This is a genomic window from Butyricimonas sp. (assembly GCF_019423355.1).
Taxonomy (GTDB): domain Bacteria; phylum Bacteroidota; class Bacteroidia; order Bacteroidales; family Marinifilaceae; genus Butyricimonas; species Butyricimonas faecihominis.
In genome coordinates, this window is the sequence record NZ_JAHZBP010000014.1 from 66,412 (window position 1) to 86,911 (window position 20,500).

Consider the following 20,500-nt stretch of genomic DNA (forward strand, 5'->3'; position numbering starts at 1 on the left):
TCTAGATTTTAAATTCCGGATTGCATCAATTCACAATCTAAGATTTAAAACTTACAATTATGGAATTTTCCTCAACAACGTGTATCGCCCTAACGCCTCCACAATTAATAACAAAGCCCCGATCAAAGCAAAATAGAAATACTGCTCGTTCTTACGACTGAAATGTTTGACTTCTACCTTACTCTTCTCCAATTGATCAATCTCCTGATAAATTTGCTCCAGTTTTTTGTTATCTGTTGCCCGGAAATATTTACCGCCTGTCATGTCAGCAATCTGGGTCAATATATCTTCATCTATCTCAACCGGCATTCGCTGTAATTGCATCCCAAAGGGCGTTTGCACGGGATAAGGAGCCTCACCCAAAGACCCGACACCGATCGTGTAAACCCGGATACCAAAAGTTTTTGCCAATTCTGCCGCCGTTATCGGTGCAATCGCTCCCCGGTTGTTGACTCCATCCGTCAAAAGGATGATCACCTTGGATTTCGCCTTGCTGTCCTTCAAACGATTTACCGCATTTGCCAACCCGAGGCCAATAGCTGTTCCATCTTCAATCATCCCGCTATGAATATCCTTCATCACGTTGACTAACACGGCTTGATCCGTTGTCAAAGGACTTTGCGTGAAACTTTCCCCGCTAAAAACAACCAGTCCGATACGATCCTGAGGACGCTCCAATATAAACTTAGTCGCAACCTCCTTGGCTGCCTCCAGTCGATCAGGAGTAAAATCTCGTGCCAACATACTACCGGAAATATCCAATGCCAGCATAATATCAATACCCTCGCTGTTATAGGTCTGCCAACTCGTGCTGGATTGTGGTCTAGCCAATGCCAGAACCAAAAATAGAATGGCCAAAACCCGAGCTGCAAACAACAAATGACGTAACCAGATCCGGCTACCCCGTTTCATTTGCTTGAACACCCGGATTGAAGAAAACTTCAAATCAGCATGCGAGCGTTTCTCCTTGAATATGTACCAGATAATCATTGGTATCAGCACCAACAACAACCAAAAGTACTCGGGATTTGCAAATTCATATCCAAACATATCTTCTATTTTAGATCCTATTTTATTTCTTGATTTAAGGTTTTGATTGCAAACGAATCATAAATCATAAATCATAAATCATAAATTAATTTTCGTTATCTTTCTCCTCTCCGTTTTCCTTCCCTTCCTTTTCCGCCTTCTCTCTCGCCTCCCTCTCCTGTTGCTCTTTCAACTCCTGCTCCAGACGTTCTTTCTCATGCTCGGCTCGAATTGTATCATTAGTTTCCTGTACAAAATCATAGGCAATATCCAAATTTCGTACGTTCTCATCCTGCAACGGCTCCGCTTTAGCAAACTTCACGAAATCAGCCGTTTCAAACATATCAGCCAACTTATCCCGTTGTTTTGCATCTACCTGCTCACATTTCTCCAAAGCCTTCAAAGTCTCAAAAGAAGTCTGTTCCATCGCTGAGATACCCAATTCTCCATCCAAATAATTCCGGATCGTGTCAGTTAATTGCGTGTAATACTCTTTGGTCTTTCCACTCTGCCATAACTTCTCCTTCTTGATCTCCTCCAAAGCCTTCATGGCCAACACGTACGGAGGAATTGCCGGTTTTTCGTGATGGAAAAGACTCTTACGGGATTTCCGAACTTTGATAATCCAGACAACCAGAAGAATCACCACGATTCCCAACAATGTCCATAACAAGTAAGGTAATATCTCGGCAAATGTCCACGGGGCAGCCAAAGGCATCACAATATCGTAATTTCCTTTCTGCTGATCGACCACAAAAGTATTCACGATCAAGTGCAACGGATCGGTCCTGAGCGTGTTATTATAACTTTCCTGTTGAATCTCGATGGGCATTGGTGGGATCACGAACACGCCCGAATCAAAAGAAGTTATCACGTAACTTTCCTGCACGAGTACCCGCCCGTCCTTTTCCACGATAGAATCACGAACTGGTCCGGATATAATCTCGATTCCTTGTGCTATCGTGTCCTTCAATTGAGGGAATGCCACTTTCACACCCGGTTCAGCCTTCACTTTCATCCGGAAATGAATCTGATCCCCGATCATGATATAGTTTGTGTCAATCTCGGCACTATATTCCCGATTTTGTGCTTTCAAAGCACTGACACAACCTAGTAGGATAATTACGAATAGAATAATTCTATTTTTCATTTTAATTCTCCATTTTCAATGTTCAATTAATATCCAGCCCCTCTTTTTTTGAATAACGTGATCAATGACCTCACGTAATCTTCATCAGCACTGATAGATGCCATGTCGACACCGGCATGTTTGAATATCCGATCCAGTTCCTTGTCTCGTTCGATGCCATACGCTTCGAACTCGTCCCGGACTTTCTTGTCGGATGTATCCACCCAAACACTTTCTCCCGTCTCCGCATCCGTCAAGTACATCAACCCGACAGGAGGCAATATTTTCTCTCTACGATCATACAATTGCAAAGCCACCACGTCATGCTTCTTATTGGCAATAATCAACGGGTGTTCGAAATCGTGATCATCCATGAAATCGGAAATTAGGAAACAAGTACACCGTTTCTTGATAGCGTTTGTCAGATATTGCAACGCCACAGAGATATTCGTTTCCTTGTGTTCCGGATAAAAATCCACTAGTTCCCGGATGATATGCAAAATATGTGTGCGTCCTTTCTTCGGCGGAATAAATTTCTCGATCCGGTCAGAAAAGAAGATCACGCCAATCTTATCGTTGTTCTGAATGGCAGAGAAAGCCAACACGGCCGCAATCTCGGTAATCTGATTCTTTTTCAGTTTCGACACTGTACCGAAATTACGCGAGGCACTCACATCAATCAACAACATCACGGTCAACTCACGTTCCTCCTCGAATATCTTCACGTAAGGATGGTTATAACGAGCGGTCACGTTCCAGTCAATACTTCGGATGTCATCCCCGTATTGATAGGCCCGCACCTCGCTAAACGTCATTCCCCGACCTTTAAAAGCCGTGTGATACTCCCCGGCGAAGATATTACTCGATAACCCCCGAGTCTTTATCTCTATCTGCCTGACACGTTTTAATAAATCTGAAGTCTCCACCTTAGTTAATTTTAGATTTAAGAATTTTAGATTTTAAATTCCAGCCCCCTTAATTTATGATTTTAGATTTATGATCTCCAACCGCAAATCAATGCTTTTTTAATCGTAAATCGGTTTTCACAAATCGTAAATTAATCGGTCTTCAATCACTAAGGTACCTCTACCGTGTTCAAAATTTCACTGATAATATCCTCGCTGGTCAAGTTATTCGCTTCAGCCTCGTAGCTCAAACCGATACGATGACGCAGAACGTCATGACAAACAGCACGAACATCTTCCGGGATTACATATCCGCGACGTTTAATGAAAGCGTACGCTTGTGCTGCTTTGGCCAAACTGATACTAGCACGAGGAGATGCCCCGTAAGCAATCATGGAAACGAATTTTTCCAAGCCATGCTCTTGCGGGTAACGTGTTGCAAACACGATGTCAACAATATATTTCTCGATCTTCTCGTCCAAGTAAACCTCCTTCACTACCTCACGAGCCCGCAGAATATCTTCCGGTTGTAGGATCGTGTTAGACTGGGGATAAATTTTCTCCAAATTCTGACGAACGATCAATTTTTCTTCGTCTTTTTTCGGGTAATCAATAACCACTTTCAACATGAAACGGTCAACCTGAGCTTCGGGAAGAGGATAAGTACCTTCCTGCTCGATCGGATTCTGGGTTGCCATTACCAAGAATGGTTCTTCCAACTTGTAAGTCATATCCCCGATAGTCACCTGACGCTCCTGCATCGCCTCCAACAAAGCCGATTGCACTTTCGCCGGGGCCCGGTTAATCTCATCCGCCAGAATAAAGTTAGCGAAAATCGGTCCTTTCTTCACCACGAACTCTTCTCTTTTCTGAGAATAAATCATCGTACCGACAACGTCAGCCGGTAACAAATCCGGGGTAAACTGGATTCGACTGAATTTAGCATTAATAATGTGTGCCAGCGTATTTATCGCCAAGGTCTTCGCCAAACCGGGAACTCCCTCCAACAAAATATGTCCATTAGAAAGCATACCGATCATCAGTCCTTCTACCAGATGTTTCTGTCCGACGATCACTTTGTTCATCTCCATACTAATCATATCCACAAAAGAACTCTCTTGCTGTATGCGCTCATTCAATGCTTTGATATCAACCGTATTCATATCATCGATTTTTATATTGATTTATATTACTACTTTGTCTAACGTAAATATTCCACTTCGGTTTCAATCTCCTCAAAAAGAGAATCTATATCTTCACCGTTTTCTGTTTTTCCAAAAATAGAGATTATTCCGCCAAATGTTAAAATCAAAGACACTAAATAATGTTAAAACAAATTTTAAGGTTTTCCCAAATAATTTCTAATCTCCTCTTAAAATGCAGAACATTACTAATATATGGCCTATTTTTTAACATTTCACCTTTTCTCATGACACACTTGTTAACAGACCACTCTCAAAAAGTAAGCAAAAATCAAGGTTTTACGACTTAACAATAACCTATACTATTTTTCGACGAAACAGTCGGAACGGCCTTCGTTCCAAACAAAGATAAGAAATAAATCATGCTCAACGTCCGATACTAGCGACAAAATACACCCCAATTATAACGGGTCTACATCGAAATAAATACGCACTCCCCTACCAATAGGAGTTTTCACCAATTCATCACTTTTCTGCTTTAAGAAAGCTTTCAATTTTGACAGGGAAAGACCTTGTTCCGCCTTTATCAGAATTTGTATCCGATACATTTTTCTAACCCGGGACACATCCGGTTCTGCCGGGCCGCATACCCTACGTTCCAACCGTTCCCGCAGCAACCTAGCTAACTCGTTCGCGGCATTTCTCAAAACCACCTCATCCACATGCCTCAACTCTACCTGAATCAACCGGGAAAAGGGGGGATAGTTAAACATTTCCCGTTCTTGGGATAACTGAGTGTAAAACTCTCTATAGTTTTCCTTCCTCACCAACTGATACACTCGACTTTGCATATCTGTTACCTGAATTACCACCTTTCCGCGCTCACCTTTTCGTCCACTGCGTCCACTCACTTGCATCAACATATCATAAGCTCGCTCCTCTGCCCGGAAATCGGGAAATCCCATCAGACTATCGGCATCCATCACCCCGACAAGTTTCACCCGTTCAAAATCCAACCCTTTCGAAACCATCTGTGTGCCGATCAGCACATCCAAATTTCCACTTTCAAAATCATCGATTAAAGCCCTGAACTTTGCCTTATTACTCATCACATCCAAGTCCATTCGGGCAATCCGGGCCTCCGGAAAATACTGTTTCACGTCTTCCTCGATCCGTTCCGTTCCCGGAGTACGATTCACGTAATGTCCCTGCCCACACTCCTGACACACGGCCGGAACAGCCCGCAGGCTCCCGCAATAATGACAATTCAACGTGTTCCGGTAGCGATAATAAGTCATACTCACATCGCAATGTTTACATTTCAGGATGGAACCGCAACGGTCACATTGTAAATAAGTCGAATATCCCCGTCTATTCTGGAATAAAATCACCTGCATCCCGTTCTCCAACACCCGTTTCATTTCCTCGTACAAAACCGGAGTAAAACTCCCTTTCATCATCTTTTTACGACGATATTCCTTCATATCCACGAACAACAGTTCCGGCATCATAACTTCCCCGTAACGGGTTGTCAGTTGCACGAAACCATATTTCCCGCTTAGGGCATTCTGATAACTTTCAAAAGAAGGTGTTGCAGAACCTAACAATATTTTTGCCCCACTCATCTTTCCAAGCATTATGGCGGCATCACGACCGTTATAGCGGGGTGCCGGTTCTTTTTGCTTGTAAGAACTTTCATGCTCCTCGTCAACAATAACTAAACCCAATTGTTTATAAGGCAAGAACACGGATGACCGCACACCCAACACCACGGGATAAGGATTCATGCCATTCTGTTTACGCCACATCTCTGCCCGGGTACTATCTGCCATTCCCGAATGATAAACGCCGACTTGATCTCCAAAGACCCGTCGCAGGCGTTTCACGATCTGTACCGTTAACGCAATTTCCGGCAACAAGTACAACACCTGTTTTCCTTGCCTTAGCGTCTCTTGTATCAGATGAATATATATTTCAGTCTTACCCGAAGAAGTTACGCCCTGCAACAAGACACAATCCTTCTCCTTGTAATACCCTTGAATGTCGCCAAAAACCTTTTCTTGCGCCCCCGACAAAGCGTGTACATCCTCCACTTCCTCTTTAGATACCTCTAAACGGCTGACTTCCTGCACAACAATTTCCAACACGCCCCGTTCACACAATCCTTTCAAGGCTGAGGCTGAACTACCGATTTTCTGAATAAACTCCGTTCTAGGCAACCCCTCGACTCGATGCTCGTCGCTATAATACACCCAATCACACAGCATTTTGTATTGAGCCCTCGCCCGTTTTAAGCTATCAAGAATCTCGTCCAGTTCCTCACTTGTGAACTTTCGTTTCCATCTCACCAAACGTTCAATTTTAGGCTTGAACAGATCATCTACCGACTCCTTGATTCCGATAATTTCTTTTTCCAATAAGGCTCGAACTGCAACATAGACATCCTTTCTCCTCAAGAGTTTTTCGACTTCGGCCATACATATCTCACCTCTTTCTCGAAATACTCCCATGATCTCCTTCTCTTCCCGGCTTAATTCACTTTCATCTACCAACCGTTCTTCCCAGCCGTTCACCAAACTCAAACTCGTGTAACTCTCCAAGCGCATCGAAACAGGTAATGCTGCACGCATAACCTCTCCCGGTGGTGTCATGTAATACTCACTGAGCCACAATAGAAATTTCAAATGAGAACCAGAAAGAGCGAATCCTTCCTCGATAACTCGTTCTATCGGTTTTGTTTCAAATCCGACAGGCGGATTCGTATGCAACGCATAGACAACACCCGTGTAACGTTTATTCTTAACAAATGAAACGACCACGAGCGCACCCACCGTTACCGAATGTTCATATTCTTCCGGTACCGAATAAGTAAAAAAACTTTCCACTCCCAGAGGGATAATGACATCCGCGTACAACAAACGAATCAATTTTAGATTTTAAATAGACAAGACTTCCGTAATGTCCAACAAATTATGATTTAACGGTTTTGAATTCTTGATAGCCTTGTTAAAAGGAACATGAACAATATCCTTATTCATAATCCCAACCATGATACTGGTCTGGTCATCCAACAAAGCATCCACTGCCGCCACTCCCAACGTACTAGCCGTCACGCGGTCAAAAGCGGAAGGTGATCCTCCTCTCTGGATATGACCTAGAACAGTTACTCGCACGTCATATTCGGGATGTTTTTTAGCGATCTGATCGGCAATCGTGTACGCTCCACCTGATTTATCACCTTCTGCCACGATCACGATACCACTTGACTTATGAGGTTTATAATCATGTTCTAGGTAACGATCCAAGTCATTCAAATCCGTCTCGATTTCCGGAACCAGTACAGCCTCGGCCCCCGTAGCCACGGCCGACCGTAATGCGATAAATCCTGCATCCCGTCCCATAACCTCGATAAAGAACAAACGATTATGAGCGCTTGCCGTATCCCGGATTTTATCCACGGCATCCACCACGGTGTTTACCGCCGTGTCATATCCAATCGTGTAATCCGTCCCGTAAAGATCATTATCTATCGTACCGGGAATCCCGACAACATGCACGTTATGCTCTTGACAGAACAACCGAGCTCCGGAAAAAGTTCCATCCCCACCAATCACGACCAATGCATCAATTCCCAATTCCTGCATCTTCTCGTAAGCTTTCGTACGTCCCTCCGGCGTACGAAATTCCTCGCTACGGGCCGTCTTTAAGATCGTTCCTCCTCGTTGAATAATATTACTCACGTCATGGGAATGCATACGCACAATATTTCCCTCGATCAATCCCTCATATCCATCGTAAATACCATAAGCCTCGCAGCCATTAAAAATAGCGGCCCTCACAACCGCCCGAATCGCGGCATTCATTCCCGGAGCATCGCCTCCTGAAGTTAAAACTCCTATTTTTTTAATCTTTCCCATAAAAACAATGTTTAATTGAAAATTGGAAATTAAAAATGTTAATCTCTATACCCCCAATTCTATAATTTATTTTTTAGCTTTTAGTTTTTAACTTTTAGCTTCCAACTCCTCCTTTATCTCTTCCATCACCCACCTCGGTGTTGAAGTGGCCCCACTAATCCCGACACTATCGGCTTTATCAAACATTTCATCACGCAGGTCTTTCACCCCCTGCACAAAATAAGTCCGGGAATTCACCTCCCGACAAACCTCGAAAAGTTGCTTCCCGTTGGAACTCTTCTCCCCGCTAACAAACAAGATCACATCATGTCTTGCTGCAAAATCTTTCAACTGCGGGATTCGATTTGCCACCTTACGGCAGATTGTATCGTTTACTACCACGGAGGCCCTCGCATTCTCCTTCACCAACTCCACGACACGCTTGAAACCATCCAAACTCTTGGTTGTTTGGGAAAACAGGATTACCGGACGGGAAAAATCGATGGATTTCAAATCTTCCTCTTGCTCGACAATCAGCGCCTCATCATTCGTCTGTGCTACCAACCCGTTCACCTCGGCATGTCCTCTTTTTCCATAAATCACGATCTGCCCCCCGTTCTCTCTCACCTCCTCGTATGCCTCTCGTATTTTCTTCTGCAAATTCAATACCACGGGACACGAGGCATCGATCACCTCAATTCCGTTCTTCTTTGCCAGTTCGTATGAACTCGGTGGTTCACCATGAGCCCGGAACAACACACGACACGCCTTCAACCGGGCAAACTCATCATGATCTATCGTACTTAATCCCAGTTGTTTTAATCGCTCCACCTCCAAACTATTATGCACAATATCTCCTATGCAATATAATCTTCCATGTTGCAACTCTTCCTCCGCCTTGGCAATCGCATTCACAACCCCAAAACAGAAACCGGAATTTTCGTCAATTTCTACTTTCATATTTCGAACGAATGATCTTTAACATCTCTTCCACTTCTTCCTCCACGGTCATATCGCCATTATCAATCAACACAGCATCCGACGTTCTCACCAAAGGACTTGTTTCCCGGTGTTCATCTATATAATCCCGTTTCCGGACATTCGCCTCCACTTCTTCATAAGTCACCTGCTCCCCCTTCTCGATCAGTTCCTTGTAACGTCGTTGAGCCCGTACTTCAGGACTTGCCGTCATAAAGAACTTCACCTCCGCATGAGGAAACACGACACTCCCAATATCCCGTCCATCCATGATTACACCACCCTCTTTTGCCATCTCCCGTTGTTTCTCAACAAGCAACTCCCGCACGTAAGGCAACGCGGCGATCAAACTCACGTTATCAGAAACCTCTAATCCGCGAATGGCTACCTCTACATACTCGCCATTCATGTAAGATTCATAACGTTTTTTTTCCTCGTTATATTTAAAACCGAAAATAATTGTCGGAAGTACTTCTTTCAATTTTTCATCATCCACGTTCCCGTTTCGGATTAATCCTTCACGCATTGCTTTCAACGTCACGATCCGATACATGGCTCCCGTGTCAATATACGTGTACCCCAAACGTGCAGCCAGTATTTTGGATACCGTGCTTTTTCCCGTAGAAGAATGGCCATCAACGGCAACAATCAAACCTTTCTTTTCCATTTTCAATTTTATCTGTTCAGATTGCGAAGATACAAAAAAAGGGAGTAATCATGACGATCACCCCCTGCTATATTTTTGTTACAAATTCTAGTTTACCAACTGCAACAATTTCTTTGCCTTCTCCATCATGGTCTGGTTAGAAGACTCTTCTGCCAAAGAAGTAGCAATCTTAGCATATCTTTTAGCAACATCCTCGAAACCACATTTGTTAGAGATCAAGGCATAATTATAAAGGGCATCAAAATCTTTCTTTGACTCGACGGTTTTACCTGCCCACAATTGAATCACCTTCAAACGGGAAACATCATTCATGATCTCCAACGCACCATCGGTGATCTCCTTGATCATCTTCCTGTTCTCGGGGAAATAACGGAATAATTTTCTAGCCTTGTAGAAATAATCTTCTGACTTACGCTCTGCCCGCAATTGCTTGATGTAAAAATAGTCAGCCACCACGTCATAATGCTCGTAACCGCTACTCTTCAAGAAATCCAGATACTTGTTATACTCGATCTTGTTACTGTTGTAGTATTGTTCCAAATGACCGACAAACACGTTATCCAACTTCTGAAACACATCATCCTTCGAGAAGTTCTGCATGAACTTGGACTGATTGTTAAACAAATATTTAATCTGGGGAGCATTCACATCATCCACGTAATCCCGGATAATCGACCAGTTATAATCCTTCAAGTAATCCGCCTCTTTTTGAGTCTGAAAATACCTGTTCACAACATCACGATTCGGCTTCCCTTGGTTTTTCAACTCTCTCAGAAGTTGAATTGTCGTTTGGGGGTCCGCAGGATTCGCCTCGAACTTCTTCACTAAATTATCCAATGAATCCATCTCCTTCTCGTGAGCTTGCACTCCAACAAGATTGAATAATAAAACACCTACGATTAATACAATTTTCAACATAATACTTGATACTTAAATTTGAACTTACACCCATATAACACCTTTAGGAGCAAAAAGGGTGACTCAAAAGTCGATTTTAACTTAATATTTAACATGAATTAATTATTTTACTTACAAAAACGAATCAAATCCCCCCTTTAAATAAAAATTTATAACCTTCTCATTCTTTTTCTCTCTAATCTGTGAAATATTTAATATTTACGGTGTTATATACGGACTAAACATATTGTATGTTTCACCCGAATCCCTCTTTTTACATGAGAATCACTTAAATTTTAACAATCTTAATTTTTAAACACTCCACACTGATACAAAAATGAATGTTTTGTTCAAATTTATCTATAAATTGGATGCCAATATTAACCTACCTCTTTTCCTCGACAAATTCGTTAACACGTAATATCAATAAACCCCTCGGAAATCATTGGAAACTAATTTTTCTGATTGCTCCTTCTTAATCGTATAGGGTGCGACACGAGAAATCGAGTAAACATTTCGATAAAGACCACTACCCGCATAAAATTCATATAATGTAATCACACACCTGTGTTGCTCCATTTTTACTCGTGGATCTAAATTTTCTTTTAAAAGAGGCAATATATTCTTTTCATCAAACCAAATACTAAAATCCTTCCTTCTGTTTCTCTCGATCAGGAATTCAATTTGTTCTTTCTTGTAAACAGGAAAACGATAGCTATAGTTTGCATGCCACCATAGAGCAAAATTATTATTATACAGTTTAAAAATCAATAGTTGAAAATACCCCATCTTACAATCTTCCGGTATTAAATGTCGAACAGCATGATTCACAGAGTCCCATGCAAATTCAAGAAGAAGGCGTTCGTCACTTACTTCACTCATATACATGCACATTCCTTTTATTCTCTCTATTCGTTTATTTTTCTCCTCCTTTTCCCAATCTCCATTTTCAATTTTTTCAACTCGCACGTTCATTATCGAATCCCATTGCACCCGAATTCTTTCTCTTTCAGTAGAAATATATTCTTCCTCTTCAAAATCATCCCGCCGTGCATATAACAACGGTACCCCTCCATCCCAACTATAATTGTAGATATACTCCAAAATATACCTAGGTTCAGGAATTAACTTTGAGAAAATAGACATATAATCTTTCAAATTAAACGTATTTGTATCAATGTCCTGAAACTCCTTATCTCCAACCAATTTTTCCTCTAAACGAACACTATCTTGGTAATCGCAAAGCTTGTCCAAAAACTTATTATACGATTGGGCTGTAACCTCAGACGAAACCAAACAAATGAAAAGAATTAATGCATATAACCGTCCCATACACTTGATTTTAAGATAATATTCAAAGATATGACTTTTATTTTATATAGACAACGGATTATACTAAAGTGAAATTGTAAAAAGATTTACCCTTACCTTCCTCTTTAATAGAGGATGATAAGGGTAATAATTATTCCAAAATTAACTTTCCAGATAATTCCTTCTTTTACAAAATGCTTGGAATATTAAAACTATTCTCAATCAGAGGTGTAAACAAATGGAAGTCACCATGTCCCGCCTCATACTTGATTTCCATATATTCTCCATTTCCGAAATCTACACGTTTCAGGAAACCATCACTATTATACTCGTATGTTCTTTCTCCATCCGTGTATAGAATAGCGGTGACTTGACCTCCGGAATATTGATATTCAAGATTCAACTTCTCACCGGAGACTTTTGTCAACAATCCCCCAGAATAGGAAAAAGTATATGTATCATTCAACTTATAATCCTCCCCACTCCCATAAACTTCATCGGACTGATAAAGAGCCACGGATGTTACCGTACTTCCGCTAAACTCCATCACGGCCTTATAAACGAGCCGATCGAATTTCTCGTTATCTTTTATCTCCTTTTTATAAGCATCTTCCAACACCCGGCAAATGACCAAATCTCCCCGTTCATCATATTCGTATATATAACGAACCCGCTTATTTTTCAAATACTTATTATTAAAATCCTTCCCACTCCCAACGTCTTCCCTAGCCTTATTATACACGAAAGTCTGCGCCACCAATTCCTCATGTTTATACTCGTTCGTCAATGCAAACAATTCCCGACCAATCAAAGGAATACTATCCTTTGCATCAGCACCGTATTTATCATACAGCTTTTGAATCGAATCGGCATCAATATTGGGGATATAATCTTCCAAACTATATTTCAACCCATTATCCACGTCATAAGAAGTCATTACGGCAAGCTTATTATTCTCTTTATCACGCACCACGACAGAATCAAGCGTTTCATAATAATAAACCATATTCATGACGTATTCTCCCCAGTGGCTATTTTTACCCGTGATCTCTTTCACACGAAATTTATTCTTGGGAGTCACTTTAACATCTACATCATCGTCAGAGTCGCTACATGCAAACAACATTGCACCTAACAACAAATATATCATCCATTTTTTCATTATTGTATCTACTTAAAATTCAACCCTAAACTGTCTGAGGTGCAATACAAAGAATACGTCCGAACCCTTCATATACCTGATGAAAATCTTTATCTTTTTCAAGAATACCGCTACCTATGTTCATAATCGGAACGGCGACAATCTTTCCTTCCTTCGTACTCTCGTTATAGATGGTAATCAACATCATCCGGTTCATCGCCCAATCCGTATAATATCCCTCACCACTAGAAGAATCTTTGAACTTCATTTTCCCTTGCCATCCTTTTCTCCAGACCATGATGGAAGTAATTTTCTCGTTAGGATCTTCCACCACGTACCTCTCGAAAGTCTGCGGATTAGTCCCCTCCAAGAGTAAAGAGTACACCTTCTTATCGGTCGCGTAATAAAGAACATTTTCCAAAGGAGAAGAATCAAAACCCACGGTATTCATGATTCCGGGATAAGAGGTCAAATCATACAATTTTAAAGCCGAACACGTAGGTACATAAAGAGTTCCCCCATCAAAAGTATAGAGATACCGTTTCCCGCCATCCTTTGTCTCAAATACCGTGTAAATCGCATCATCTTTCCCGGGAGCCATGAATAAGGCATTCATCTTGCCGACATTATTCAAATTAAATGGCCCCGTTCCCGTTGATTGCACAACCTGCAATTCATTATACTCGTACGGACATTTCAAGAAACGACCATTCAATTCATCATACACGTAAAGCGACCGGGTATTGGAACCTTCAATAAAACTACATCCCAACGTCGCACGATAAGGCGAAAGATCCGAGGTTTCTAAACTAGCTGAATAATTCTTGTTTCCCCACCGGGTGCGACGTGCATATACCACGTGATCCATAATCAGTAATTCGTAATAAGCCGAATTATCGTACATCAGGCACATCGGTTTAAACCGCTCCTCCGGAATTGGAATAAAGAATATTTCATTATCCACCATTCCCTGCACGTAATCAAACGGGTCCATTTGAAGGACGGAATGATCGGTAGTCACTGTCAGTATGCGATTATCATCATAAAAAGAGGTCATGATTGCCGTCGCCAAACCTTCTATTAACTTCCCGTTATTTGTCGTGGAATACACGTTTTTCAGGATCGTGTTATCTTTCTCGTCAAATTGCTGTAAGAAATTTTCCGTGAAATTCTGTGACATGATCAAATTCAAATCCGTGTTCACCCCGTCCCGAGTGTCAGCCACGACCAAGCCTTTCCCCAAATTACTATACACGGACAAAGAGAACTTCTCGTAATTCTGCAAATTCGTTCGATTATCCGTCACGGTAAGAATAATCGTGTAGGGATTCGAATTAGGTGCCACGGACACGATCGCTTTCAATGTCATCGTGGAATCCAACACGAAAGGTATAATATCATTCCCGGAAATCTCCCACTTGTAACTCAAATCCGCATCATCCGAACCGATCTTGTAAACGACCGGTTTAATTTCTAGAGTATCCAACAAAAAGGCTGACATCGAGGTGGGTACTCCCCCCATATCTATCACCAAAGGATTGATTGTTTTTATCGAATCGTTGGATTTATCGTCATAACAAGACGTGAAATAGCCAACCATCGCAAGCATCAATATAATAAATTTTATTTTCATAGTATTCTGCATATTACAACACGTTAGTATAAAACCGAAACCTCTTTTCCTTTACTTGGCCCATCATCGTGAGTCAGCGGGGTTTCATGCGTCTCGTTATACTTCTTCAACGCCCGTTTCACGACAACCTGCAAAGCCTCAAATTCACTATCGGACATCCACCAAGTTTCTTTATCCGCGTTTCCCGGCCAATAAGGAATAGAAGTCCTTTCCGTTGCCTCCTTGATAAATTGCCACCAACGGGTAGAATAATCCCCCCAGAAATATCTTAAATAACCGTTCCAATTAGCCGGTTGAATTTCCTTCGCCGTGAACAAAACCTCCACAATCCGACTATTGTAAGTCACATCCTTGAAATCGTCATTCGGTACAATCCGTACATAAAATGCATAAACAGTATCTTTCAATTCATCTGCATGCCTTAATTCCAATGAAACCGAACCTAACTGTTCGTTAGCCGGGACTACACCACCTATCAAACTATACAATTCCTCCGGGGCCGTATTCACCTTGCTGGTATCATCCGTCACCAGTTCAATCTTCACCAAACGATCTACATCCGCCGTCTTCCCGAAAATCTGAACCGGCAATTTTATCGTATCCACTTGTTTCCCGGGATAATCCAAGAAAGAATAAGAATAATCAGCCGTTGTGAAATACACACTCCCGTCCGTATCAAAAATCATGGTTTCTTCCTGATTACAAGAAAAACTCATTATCCCTAAAAATACGAGTACCAGTAATCCCCTTAAATTATTGATTGTTTTCATATTTACCTATTTTTTCTCGTCCGTACTACTATTAGGTTCTCTACCACCCACGTTGATTTCATCCTCCGGTATTGGCAACACATACACTTTTTCGTTAATCAACTGCGAAGAATTCGGGAGTTTGGTATAACCTAAACGTTTATAGAAATAGAACATTTGCCCTTCTCCCAAAAATTCTTTTTTCCACTCTTTCTCTATCTCCTTCGTTAAATCCTTGGAAGTAATTCCCTCGGGTATCATCTTGTCTTCAGCTATCCCCCGGTTGCGACGAACAGTATTCAGCAACCCCACCGCATCTTTCGTTTTCCCCTGTTGGTTCAAACATTCGGCTCCCATGTAATACATCTCGGACATCCTAATTAACGGCATCATGTTCGGGTATTTATACTTCTCCATATCATAAAATTTACGGATACCGTATTTAGAGGATGTTTTCGTGTACAAGCGAGTGTAACGATAATCGGAATTCCCGACATGATCAGCAATTTCAAACAGCTCTTGAGCATATTCCGACGTGTGGAACAATAACTTGTAATTGGGATTCGGACTATTATAATCAGGATCAATCAAATCTCTCAAACCATCATACAACTTATGCACGTCCAGACGGAAAATATGTTCCGTGGAAAACGTCAGATCACGTTCAATCTCTGCCTCATTGTTGATCGTTTGATCCTTGATCCAATCTAGGTTTTTGATTTGAGAACGGTTATTGATAAAATTCTGCACGATCGACAGAGCCTTCTCCCGGTTACCTTCCCACATATACACCCGAGCCAATGTCGCCTGCAATGCCCAATAATTAAAACGGGTCATCCGGTTCGTGTAAAATTTATCATCGTTAGGCAGAATATACGATTCATCTCTTTTTGCCGTGGACCACGGATCGTATTTTTCCAACAACACGGATGCCTCCTCCAAATCCTTGTGAATATATTGTAATACCTCCTCCCCGGTATTCTGTTTCGTGATCTCCTTGTTATAGGATTTCACGTAAGGAATACAGGCTTTTTTCTGATTCTCCGGATGATTCTCCACATCACCCCATCCGAACATTCGCAATAACTCAAAATGAAGAAAAGCACGTAATCCTAATGCTTCTCCTTTGATAATATTGTAGTGGGTAGGATGTAAAATATTTTCTTTATTTTCTATATTCTCAAGAATATTATTCAGATTCGCTATTGTCGTGTACGCTTGAGACCAAATGTTATTAATAATCGGCTCGGCTTTATCGTACTCGAAATTTTTAATCCGGTAGTAATCCCCACCATTCTGATCAATACTATATTGCTGAGCAATAACATCCAAGAAACCGGTCGTGAGTTCCCGTCCGTACATGGAAGAATTACTCATCAGGATATAACAACCCACGATCGCATCTTTAAAACCGCTTTCCGATTCAAACATAATATCTGATTTCACCTCGGTCTTCGGCTCCACGTCCAGCCATCCCGAACAAGACATCGAGAGTGACGTGAATAAAACCAGAGATATTTTTATGATCGTTTTCATATTATTCTATTTAAAAAGTTGCAGACAATGAAAAATTAAAACTCCGGGCAAACGGATAGGAAGTTCCTCGCTCCACCCGAATCGATGACCATGTGTACACGTCATTCATGTAAAACGAGAAACGCAACACTTTCAAGCCAATCTTGTTTATAAAATCATGATTCATCATATCATACGAGAGATTCACGGAAGAAAGAGTCAAGTCATTCCGGTCTTGCACGAAACGGGAAGTCGCCTGTGTTTTGATCATCTTACTCTCCCACTCGTTCGTTCCCGGTTTCTGCACATTCACGTATCTCAAGCGCTTGTAAGGCTTGACGTCGCCCGGATTTCTCCAACGTCCGTCATACACTCTTTTATCCACGTTATAATTCAGATCTGCATTCTCCACCAAATCTACCAATGTCTGGTTATACATCTGTCCCCCGAACTGGTAACGAAACACACAATTCAAACTCAACGCTTTCCACGTGTAATTGAATCCGAAATTACCCGAAAAGTCCGGCAGCTCATCCCCGCAAATCACCATATCGGCCGCACTCCAAGAATTTGTCCTTTTTCCATCCTTGCTCAAAAAAATCTCTTCACCTGTCGCGGGATCAATACCCAAAGACTTTACCGCCCATATCGCTGTCATGGAAACACCCTCGTAATACTTCTGCACCGGGCGATTATCGAAACGATCACTGGCAATCTCGTCCTGTTTCTTATTATACTGTTTCATGGCATCGGATATACCGGTGATTTTATTTTTATTATGTGATACGGCCGCCGTCAAAGTGAAAAAAGAACGATCTTTTATGTTTCTCCAAGGCGTGTAAGTCAGGTAGGCATCAAATCCGGTATTCTTCACGTCACCGATATTCTCTTTTACCGAAGTGAAACCCGTGGAAGGCGGAATCGTAAAATCCAACAATGTATTGGTCGTTTGTGAAATATAATAGTCAAACTTCAACGTGAAATTATGGGCTATATCCACATCAATACCAATATTATAATCCAGTTTTTCCTGCCATTTCAAATCATCATTCTTCATCCCTTTCAGATAAGCACCCAAGAACTGATCGTATGTCTGATCCATGAAATACTTATACGATGCGATTGACGCGTAAGCTTCCGAACTTTGTGAACCGGTATAACCGACAGATCCCCTTAATTTCAACATATTCAAATGTTCCCATCTGTCCTTCATCCAGCGTTCGTTATGAATATTCCATCCCATCCCGACACTCCAGAACTGTCCCCAACGACTATTGCTACCGAATTGACTCGACGCACTCGCCCGGTAAGAACCATCCACGAGAATACGATTATCGTATGCATAGTTGGCAACACCCAAAAAACCCATGTCGCGAGTAGTTGACTCCACTCCGGTCGGTTTCATATCTTTCGTGTATTGTTTGGCAAAAATGATATTATTCATCTTATCATTAGGGAAACCCTCGGCATTATAAATATCCTCTTCAAAGGTATTTTCCGAAAGGGTATATCCAAGATTACCGAACACGAAATGCTTTCCCCACTCTTTCGACCAATTTACGTTCAAATCCCCAGTCAGCGTCTTGTTATCTCCCTCGTTGATCTGATAGGATCCCCTGCGAAAATAATCATCATCCGAATAAGACTTGAATTTCAAATGATTGGCCGGATAAAATTCATCGGCTTTCGTCCGTTTCTCCGTGATCCCGAAACGTCCCGTTGCCTTCAATCCCGGCTTTATCATCCATTCGATATAGGCATTATTCGTCACGTCAATATATTCCTGTCTTAAAAGAGTATTCAACGAGGCGTTATACAACGGGTTAGCCACGAATTCATCGGACGTTTCCTTATCTTTATCATCAATAAATTGAAGCGCGATATTCTGAGACAATAAACCATTCTCATCATAAGGAGACCAGTAGGGATTCAAACGTGCATACTCGCTAAATTGACCATAAGGGGAATCGTTACTCACATTGGAGGTCACGGTCAATATATTTCTGAAATTAAATTTCTTATGCCGGTAAGACACCATCAGCGAACCGGCCGTGTTCACGCGCTCGGACCCCTTCATGACCCCTTGTATATTATTATACGATAAATCAGCAATTACCCGCAAATCATTACTTCCCAGTTCCACGGATAATGTATGCTTGGTTCCGACGCCCGTACGTAAAGGCTTAGCTAACCAATCCGTATCCACTCCGGCCAAAACTGCCGATAGAATACGATTATATTTTTTAGGCAATCCCGTGGGATCATACTTATCACCATCATATAAACCAGCATCTTTCTCCACTTCCAACTTTTGAGCGGCATTCGTCAAGTGATAGGAAGATAAATCCGGGATAGAAAGATCGACACTCCCGGTATATGATACCCGTAACTCCCCGTCCGTCGTCTTCTTGGTTTCAATAACAATAACCCCGTTTGCCGCTTTTGAACCGTAAATAGCCTTTGCAGACGCGTCTTTCAAGATCGTCAGACTCTCCACCCGGTTCATATCCAAGTCCATGATTTTTTGTACCGTTGCCTCGAAACCATCCAGAATAAACAACGGGGCATTAGGGTCTGTCCCATACGTTCCTTTCAGATCGACCTCGCCACCACTCAAATTAAAAGAAGAAGTTCCCCGTAACTGCATCTTGGGATTACGGTTCGGGTCCGAACCATAATCCATATTATCAAAGATCATCAAACTCGGGTCCAAATTCTTCAAACTCTGAAAAACATTCTGATTACTCACCTGTAATAACTTTTCTTTCGTCACGGAAACAATAGACCCCGTGAAACTACTTGCCTTCCGTGTAAAAATACCGTTCACGACAACCTCTTCCAAATTCTCGACATCCTCTTCCAACACCACGTTGATCTCAGTTTGATTGGTTACTTTTATCTCTTGTGAAACCATCCCGATAAACGAAAACAACAACGATATTTCTTTTTGATCGGGTAACGTGATTTTATAATTACCCTCCACATCAGTCACGACTCCGATAGTTGTACCCTTGACCAAAATTGTCACCCCGGGAAGAGGTTCTTTCTTGGAATCAGTAACCTTACCCGTGATACTTTTTTTCTTCACCTCGTCCTTCTTCTGCTCCAATTCCGTTAAGTTACGAATGATAATCGTCTGGTCAACAATTTTATATCCCAACTTCGTATCTTTTAGACAAACCTCCAGAACATCCTGCACGGGAACATTCTTCAACTCAACCGTCAGATTAGCCACTTTAGCCACATCACTATAACTATACAAACAAGTATACTCACTTTGTGCCTCAATCGACTTTAAAATATCGATCAATGTAGCATTCGTCTTCTTAATACTCAAGAACGTTTCTTGAGATCTCACTTCGGCATTCACCTGAAACACCGCAAGTAACATAAACAATACAAAAAATTTCATAGAACGAAAGTTTCCAAGACCGAAACATCGGCCCTTGCATTTAAACTTTTTTTTCATACATTTGTGAATTAGATAAATTATTTTCCTGAATCCTTT

The 20,500-nt window shown here is 41.6% G+C and carries 15 protein-coding genes; all 15 read right to left on the reverse strand.

The features are described 5' to 3' along the window. Positions 1–57 precede the first annotated feature (57 nt). On the reverse strand, positions 58–1,050 hold the full coding sequence (locus QVC79_RS16560; RefSeq protein ID WP_270594910.1) for a vWA domain-containing protein: 993 nt from the start codon (positions 1,048–1,050) through the stop codon (positions 58–60). 85 nt (positions 1,051–1,135) lie between these two features. Further along, the gene (locus tag QVC79_RS16565; protein ID WP_124317344.1) at positions 1,136–2,179 is read right to left on the reverse strand and encodes a hypothetical protein; all 1,044 of its coding nucleotides are present in this window, start codon (positions 2,177–2,179) and stop codon (positions 1,136–1,138) included. 26 nt (positions 2,180–2,205) lie between these two features. Next, a complete protein-coding gene (locus QVC79_RS16570) occupies positions 2,206–3,084 on the reverse strand; it encodes a DUF58 domain-containing protein (RefSeq protein ID WP_270594911.1) in 879 nt (292 codons plus the stop codon). Positions 3,085–3,233: 149 nt separating this feature from the next. Then, positions 3,234–4,226: an AAA family ATPase gene (locus tag QVC79_RS16575; RefSeq protein WP_027199954.1), complete on the reverse strand. Its 993-nt coding sequence runs from the start codon at positions 4,224–4,226 to the stop codon at positions 3,234–3,236. A gap of 440 nt (positions 4,227–4,666) precedes the next feature. Next, the gene (gene priA / locus QVC79_RS16580) at positions 4,667–7,132 is read right to left on the reverse strand and encodes a replication restart helicase PriA (RefSeq protein ID WP_270594912.1); all 2,466 of its coding nucleotides are present in this window, start codon (positions 7,130–7,132) and stop codon (positions 4,667–4,669) included. 9 nt (positions 7,133–7,141) lie between these two features. Beyond that, positions 7,142–8,122, reverse strand: a complete 981-nt coding sequence (gene pfkA / locus QVC79_RS16585; RefSeq protein ID WP_270594913.1) for a 6-phosphofructokinase — start codon at positions 8,120–8,122, stop codon at positions 7,142–7,144. 87 nt (positions 8,123–8,209) lie between these two features. Continuing rightward, a complete protein-coding gene (locus QVC79_RS16590; RefSeq protein WP_270594915.1) occupies positions 8,210–9,061 on the reverse strand; it encodes a 4-hydroxy-3-methylbut-2-enyl diphosphate reductase in 852 nt (283 codons plus the stop codon). Next, a complete protein-coding gene (cmk, locus tag QVC79_RS16595) occupies positions 9,045–9,746 on the reverse strand; it encodes a (d)CMP kinase (RefSeq protein ID WP_118304926.1) in 702 nt (233 codons plus the stop codon). The genes QVC79_RS16590 and cmk overlap by 17 nt, the downstream gene beginning before the upstream one ends. An 87-nt stretch (positions 9,747–9,833) precedes the next feature. Beyond that, on the reverse strand, positions 9,834–10,664 hold the full coding sequence (locus QVC79_RS16600) for a hypothetical protein (RefSeq protein WP_087421808.1): 831 nt from the start codon (positions 10,662–10,664) through the stop codon (positions 9,834–9,836). A gap of 402 nt (positions 10,665–11,066) precedes the next feature. Next, positions 11,067–11,975, reverse strand: a complete 909-nt coding sequence (locus tag QVC79_RS16605) for a hypothetical protein (RefSeq protein ID WP_287642523.1) — start codon at positions 11,973–11,975, stop codon at positions 11,067–11,069. A gap of 166 nt (positions 11,976–12,141) precedes the next feature. Beyond that, entirely contained in the window at positions 12,142–13,116 is a 975-nt protein-coding gene (locus tag QVC79_RS17840) for a hypothetical protein (RefSeq protein ID WP_270594921.1), read from the reverse strand. A gap of 25 nt (positions 13,117–13,141) precedes the next feature. Further along, entirely contained in the window at positions 13,142–14,728 is a 1,587-nt protein-coding gene (locus QVC79_RS16615; RefSeq protein ID WP_270594922.1) for a PKD-like family lipoprotein, read from the reverse strand. A gap of 23 nt (positions 14,729–14,751) precedes the next feature. After that, positions 14,752–15,498, reverse strand: coding sequence for a DUF4843 domain-containing protein (locus QVC79_RS16620; protein WP_270594924.1), 747 nt, complete (start codon positions 15,496–15,498; stop codon positions 14,752–14,754). Between the two features lie 6 nt (positions 15,499–15,504). Next, positions 15,505–17,013, reverse strand: coding sequence for a RagB/SusD family nutrient uptake outer membrane protein (locus QVC79_RS16625; protein WP_270594926.1), 1,509 nt, complete (start codon positions 17,011–17,013; stop codon positions 15,505–15,507). A gap of 10 nt (positions 17,014–17,023) precedes the next feature. After that, positions 17,024–20,404 carry a SusC/RagA family TonB-linked outer membrane protein gene (locus tag QVC79_RS16630; protein ID WP_270594927.1) on the reverse strand — a complete coding sequence of 1,127 codons (3,381 nt, stop codon included), beginning with the start codon at positions 20,402–20,404 and terminating at the stop codon, positions 17,024–17,026. Between the last annotated feature and the right edge of the window lie 96 nt (positions 20,405–20,500).

Bases quoted from the DNA above. Each gene is read 5' to 3' on its own strand.
- pfkA (WP_270594913.1), bottom strand. From the start codon at position 8,122: ATGGGAAAGATTAAAAAAATAGGAGTTTTAACTTCAGGAGGCGATGCT.
- QVC79_RS16565 (WP_124317344.1), bottom strand. From the start codon at position 2,179: ATGAAAAATAGAATTATTCTATTCGTAATTATCCTACTAGGTTGTGTC.
- QVC79_RS16600 (WP_087421808.1), bottom strand. From the start codon at position 10,664: ATGTTGAAAATTGTATTAATCGTAGGTGTTTTATTATTCAATCTTGTT.
- QVC79_RS16630 (WP_270594927.1), bottom strand. From the start codon at position 20,404: ATGAAATTTTTTGTATTGTTTATGTTACTTGCGGTGTTTCAGGTGAAT.
- QVC79_RS16620 (WP_270594924.1), bottom strand. From the start codon at position 15,498: ATGAAAACAATCAATAATTTAAGGGGATTACTGGTACTCGTATTTTTA.
- QVC79_RS16605 (WP_287642523.1), bottom strand. From the start codon at position 11,975: ATGGGACGGTTATATGCATTAATTCTTTTCATTTGTTTGGTTTCGTCT.
- QVC79_RS16560 (WP_270594910.1), bottom strand. From the start codon at position 1,050: ATGTTTGGATATGAATTTGCAAATCCCGAGTACTTTTGGTTGTTGTTG.
- QVC79_RS16590 (WP_270594915.1), bottom strand. From the start codon at position 9,061: ATGAAAGTAGAAATTGACGAAAATTCCGGTTTCTGTTTTGGGGTTGTG.
- cmk (WP_118304926.1), bottom strand. From the start codon at position 9,746: ATGGAAAAGAAAGGTTTGATTGTTGCCGTTGATGGCCATTCTTCTACG.
- QVC79_RS16575 (WP_027199954.1), bottom strand. From the start codon at position 4,226: ATGAATACGGTTGATATCAAAGCATTGAATGAGCGCATACAGCAAGAG.
- QVC79_RS17840 (WP_270594921.1), bottom strand. From the start codon at position 13,116: ATGAAAAAATGGATGATATATTTGTTGTTAGGTGCAATGTTGTTTGCA.
- QVC79_RS16625 (WP_270594926.1), bottom strand. From the start codon at position 17,013: ATGAAAACGATCATAAAAATATCTCTGGTTTTATTCACGTCACTCTCG.
- QVC79_RS16615 (WP_270594922.1), bottom strand. From the start codon at position 14,728: ATGAAAATAAAATTTATTATATTGATGCTTGCGATGGTTGGCTATTTC.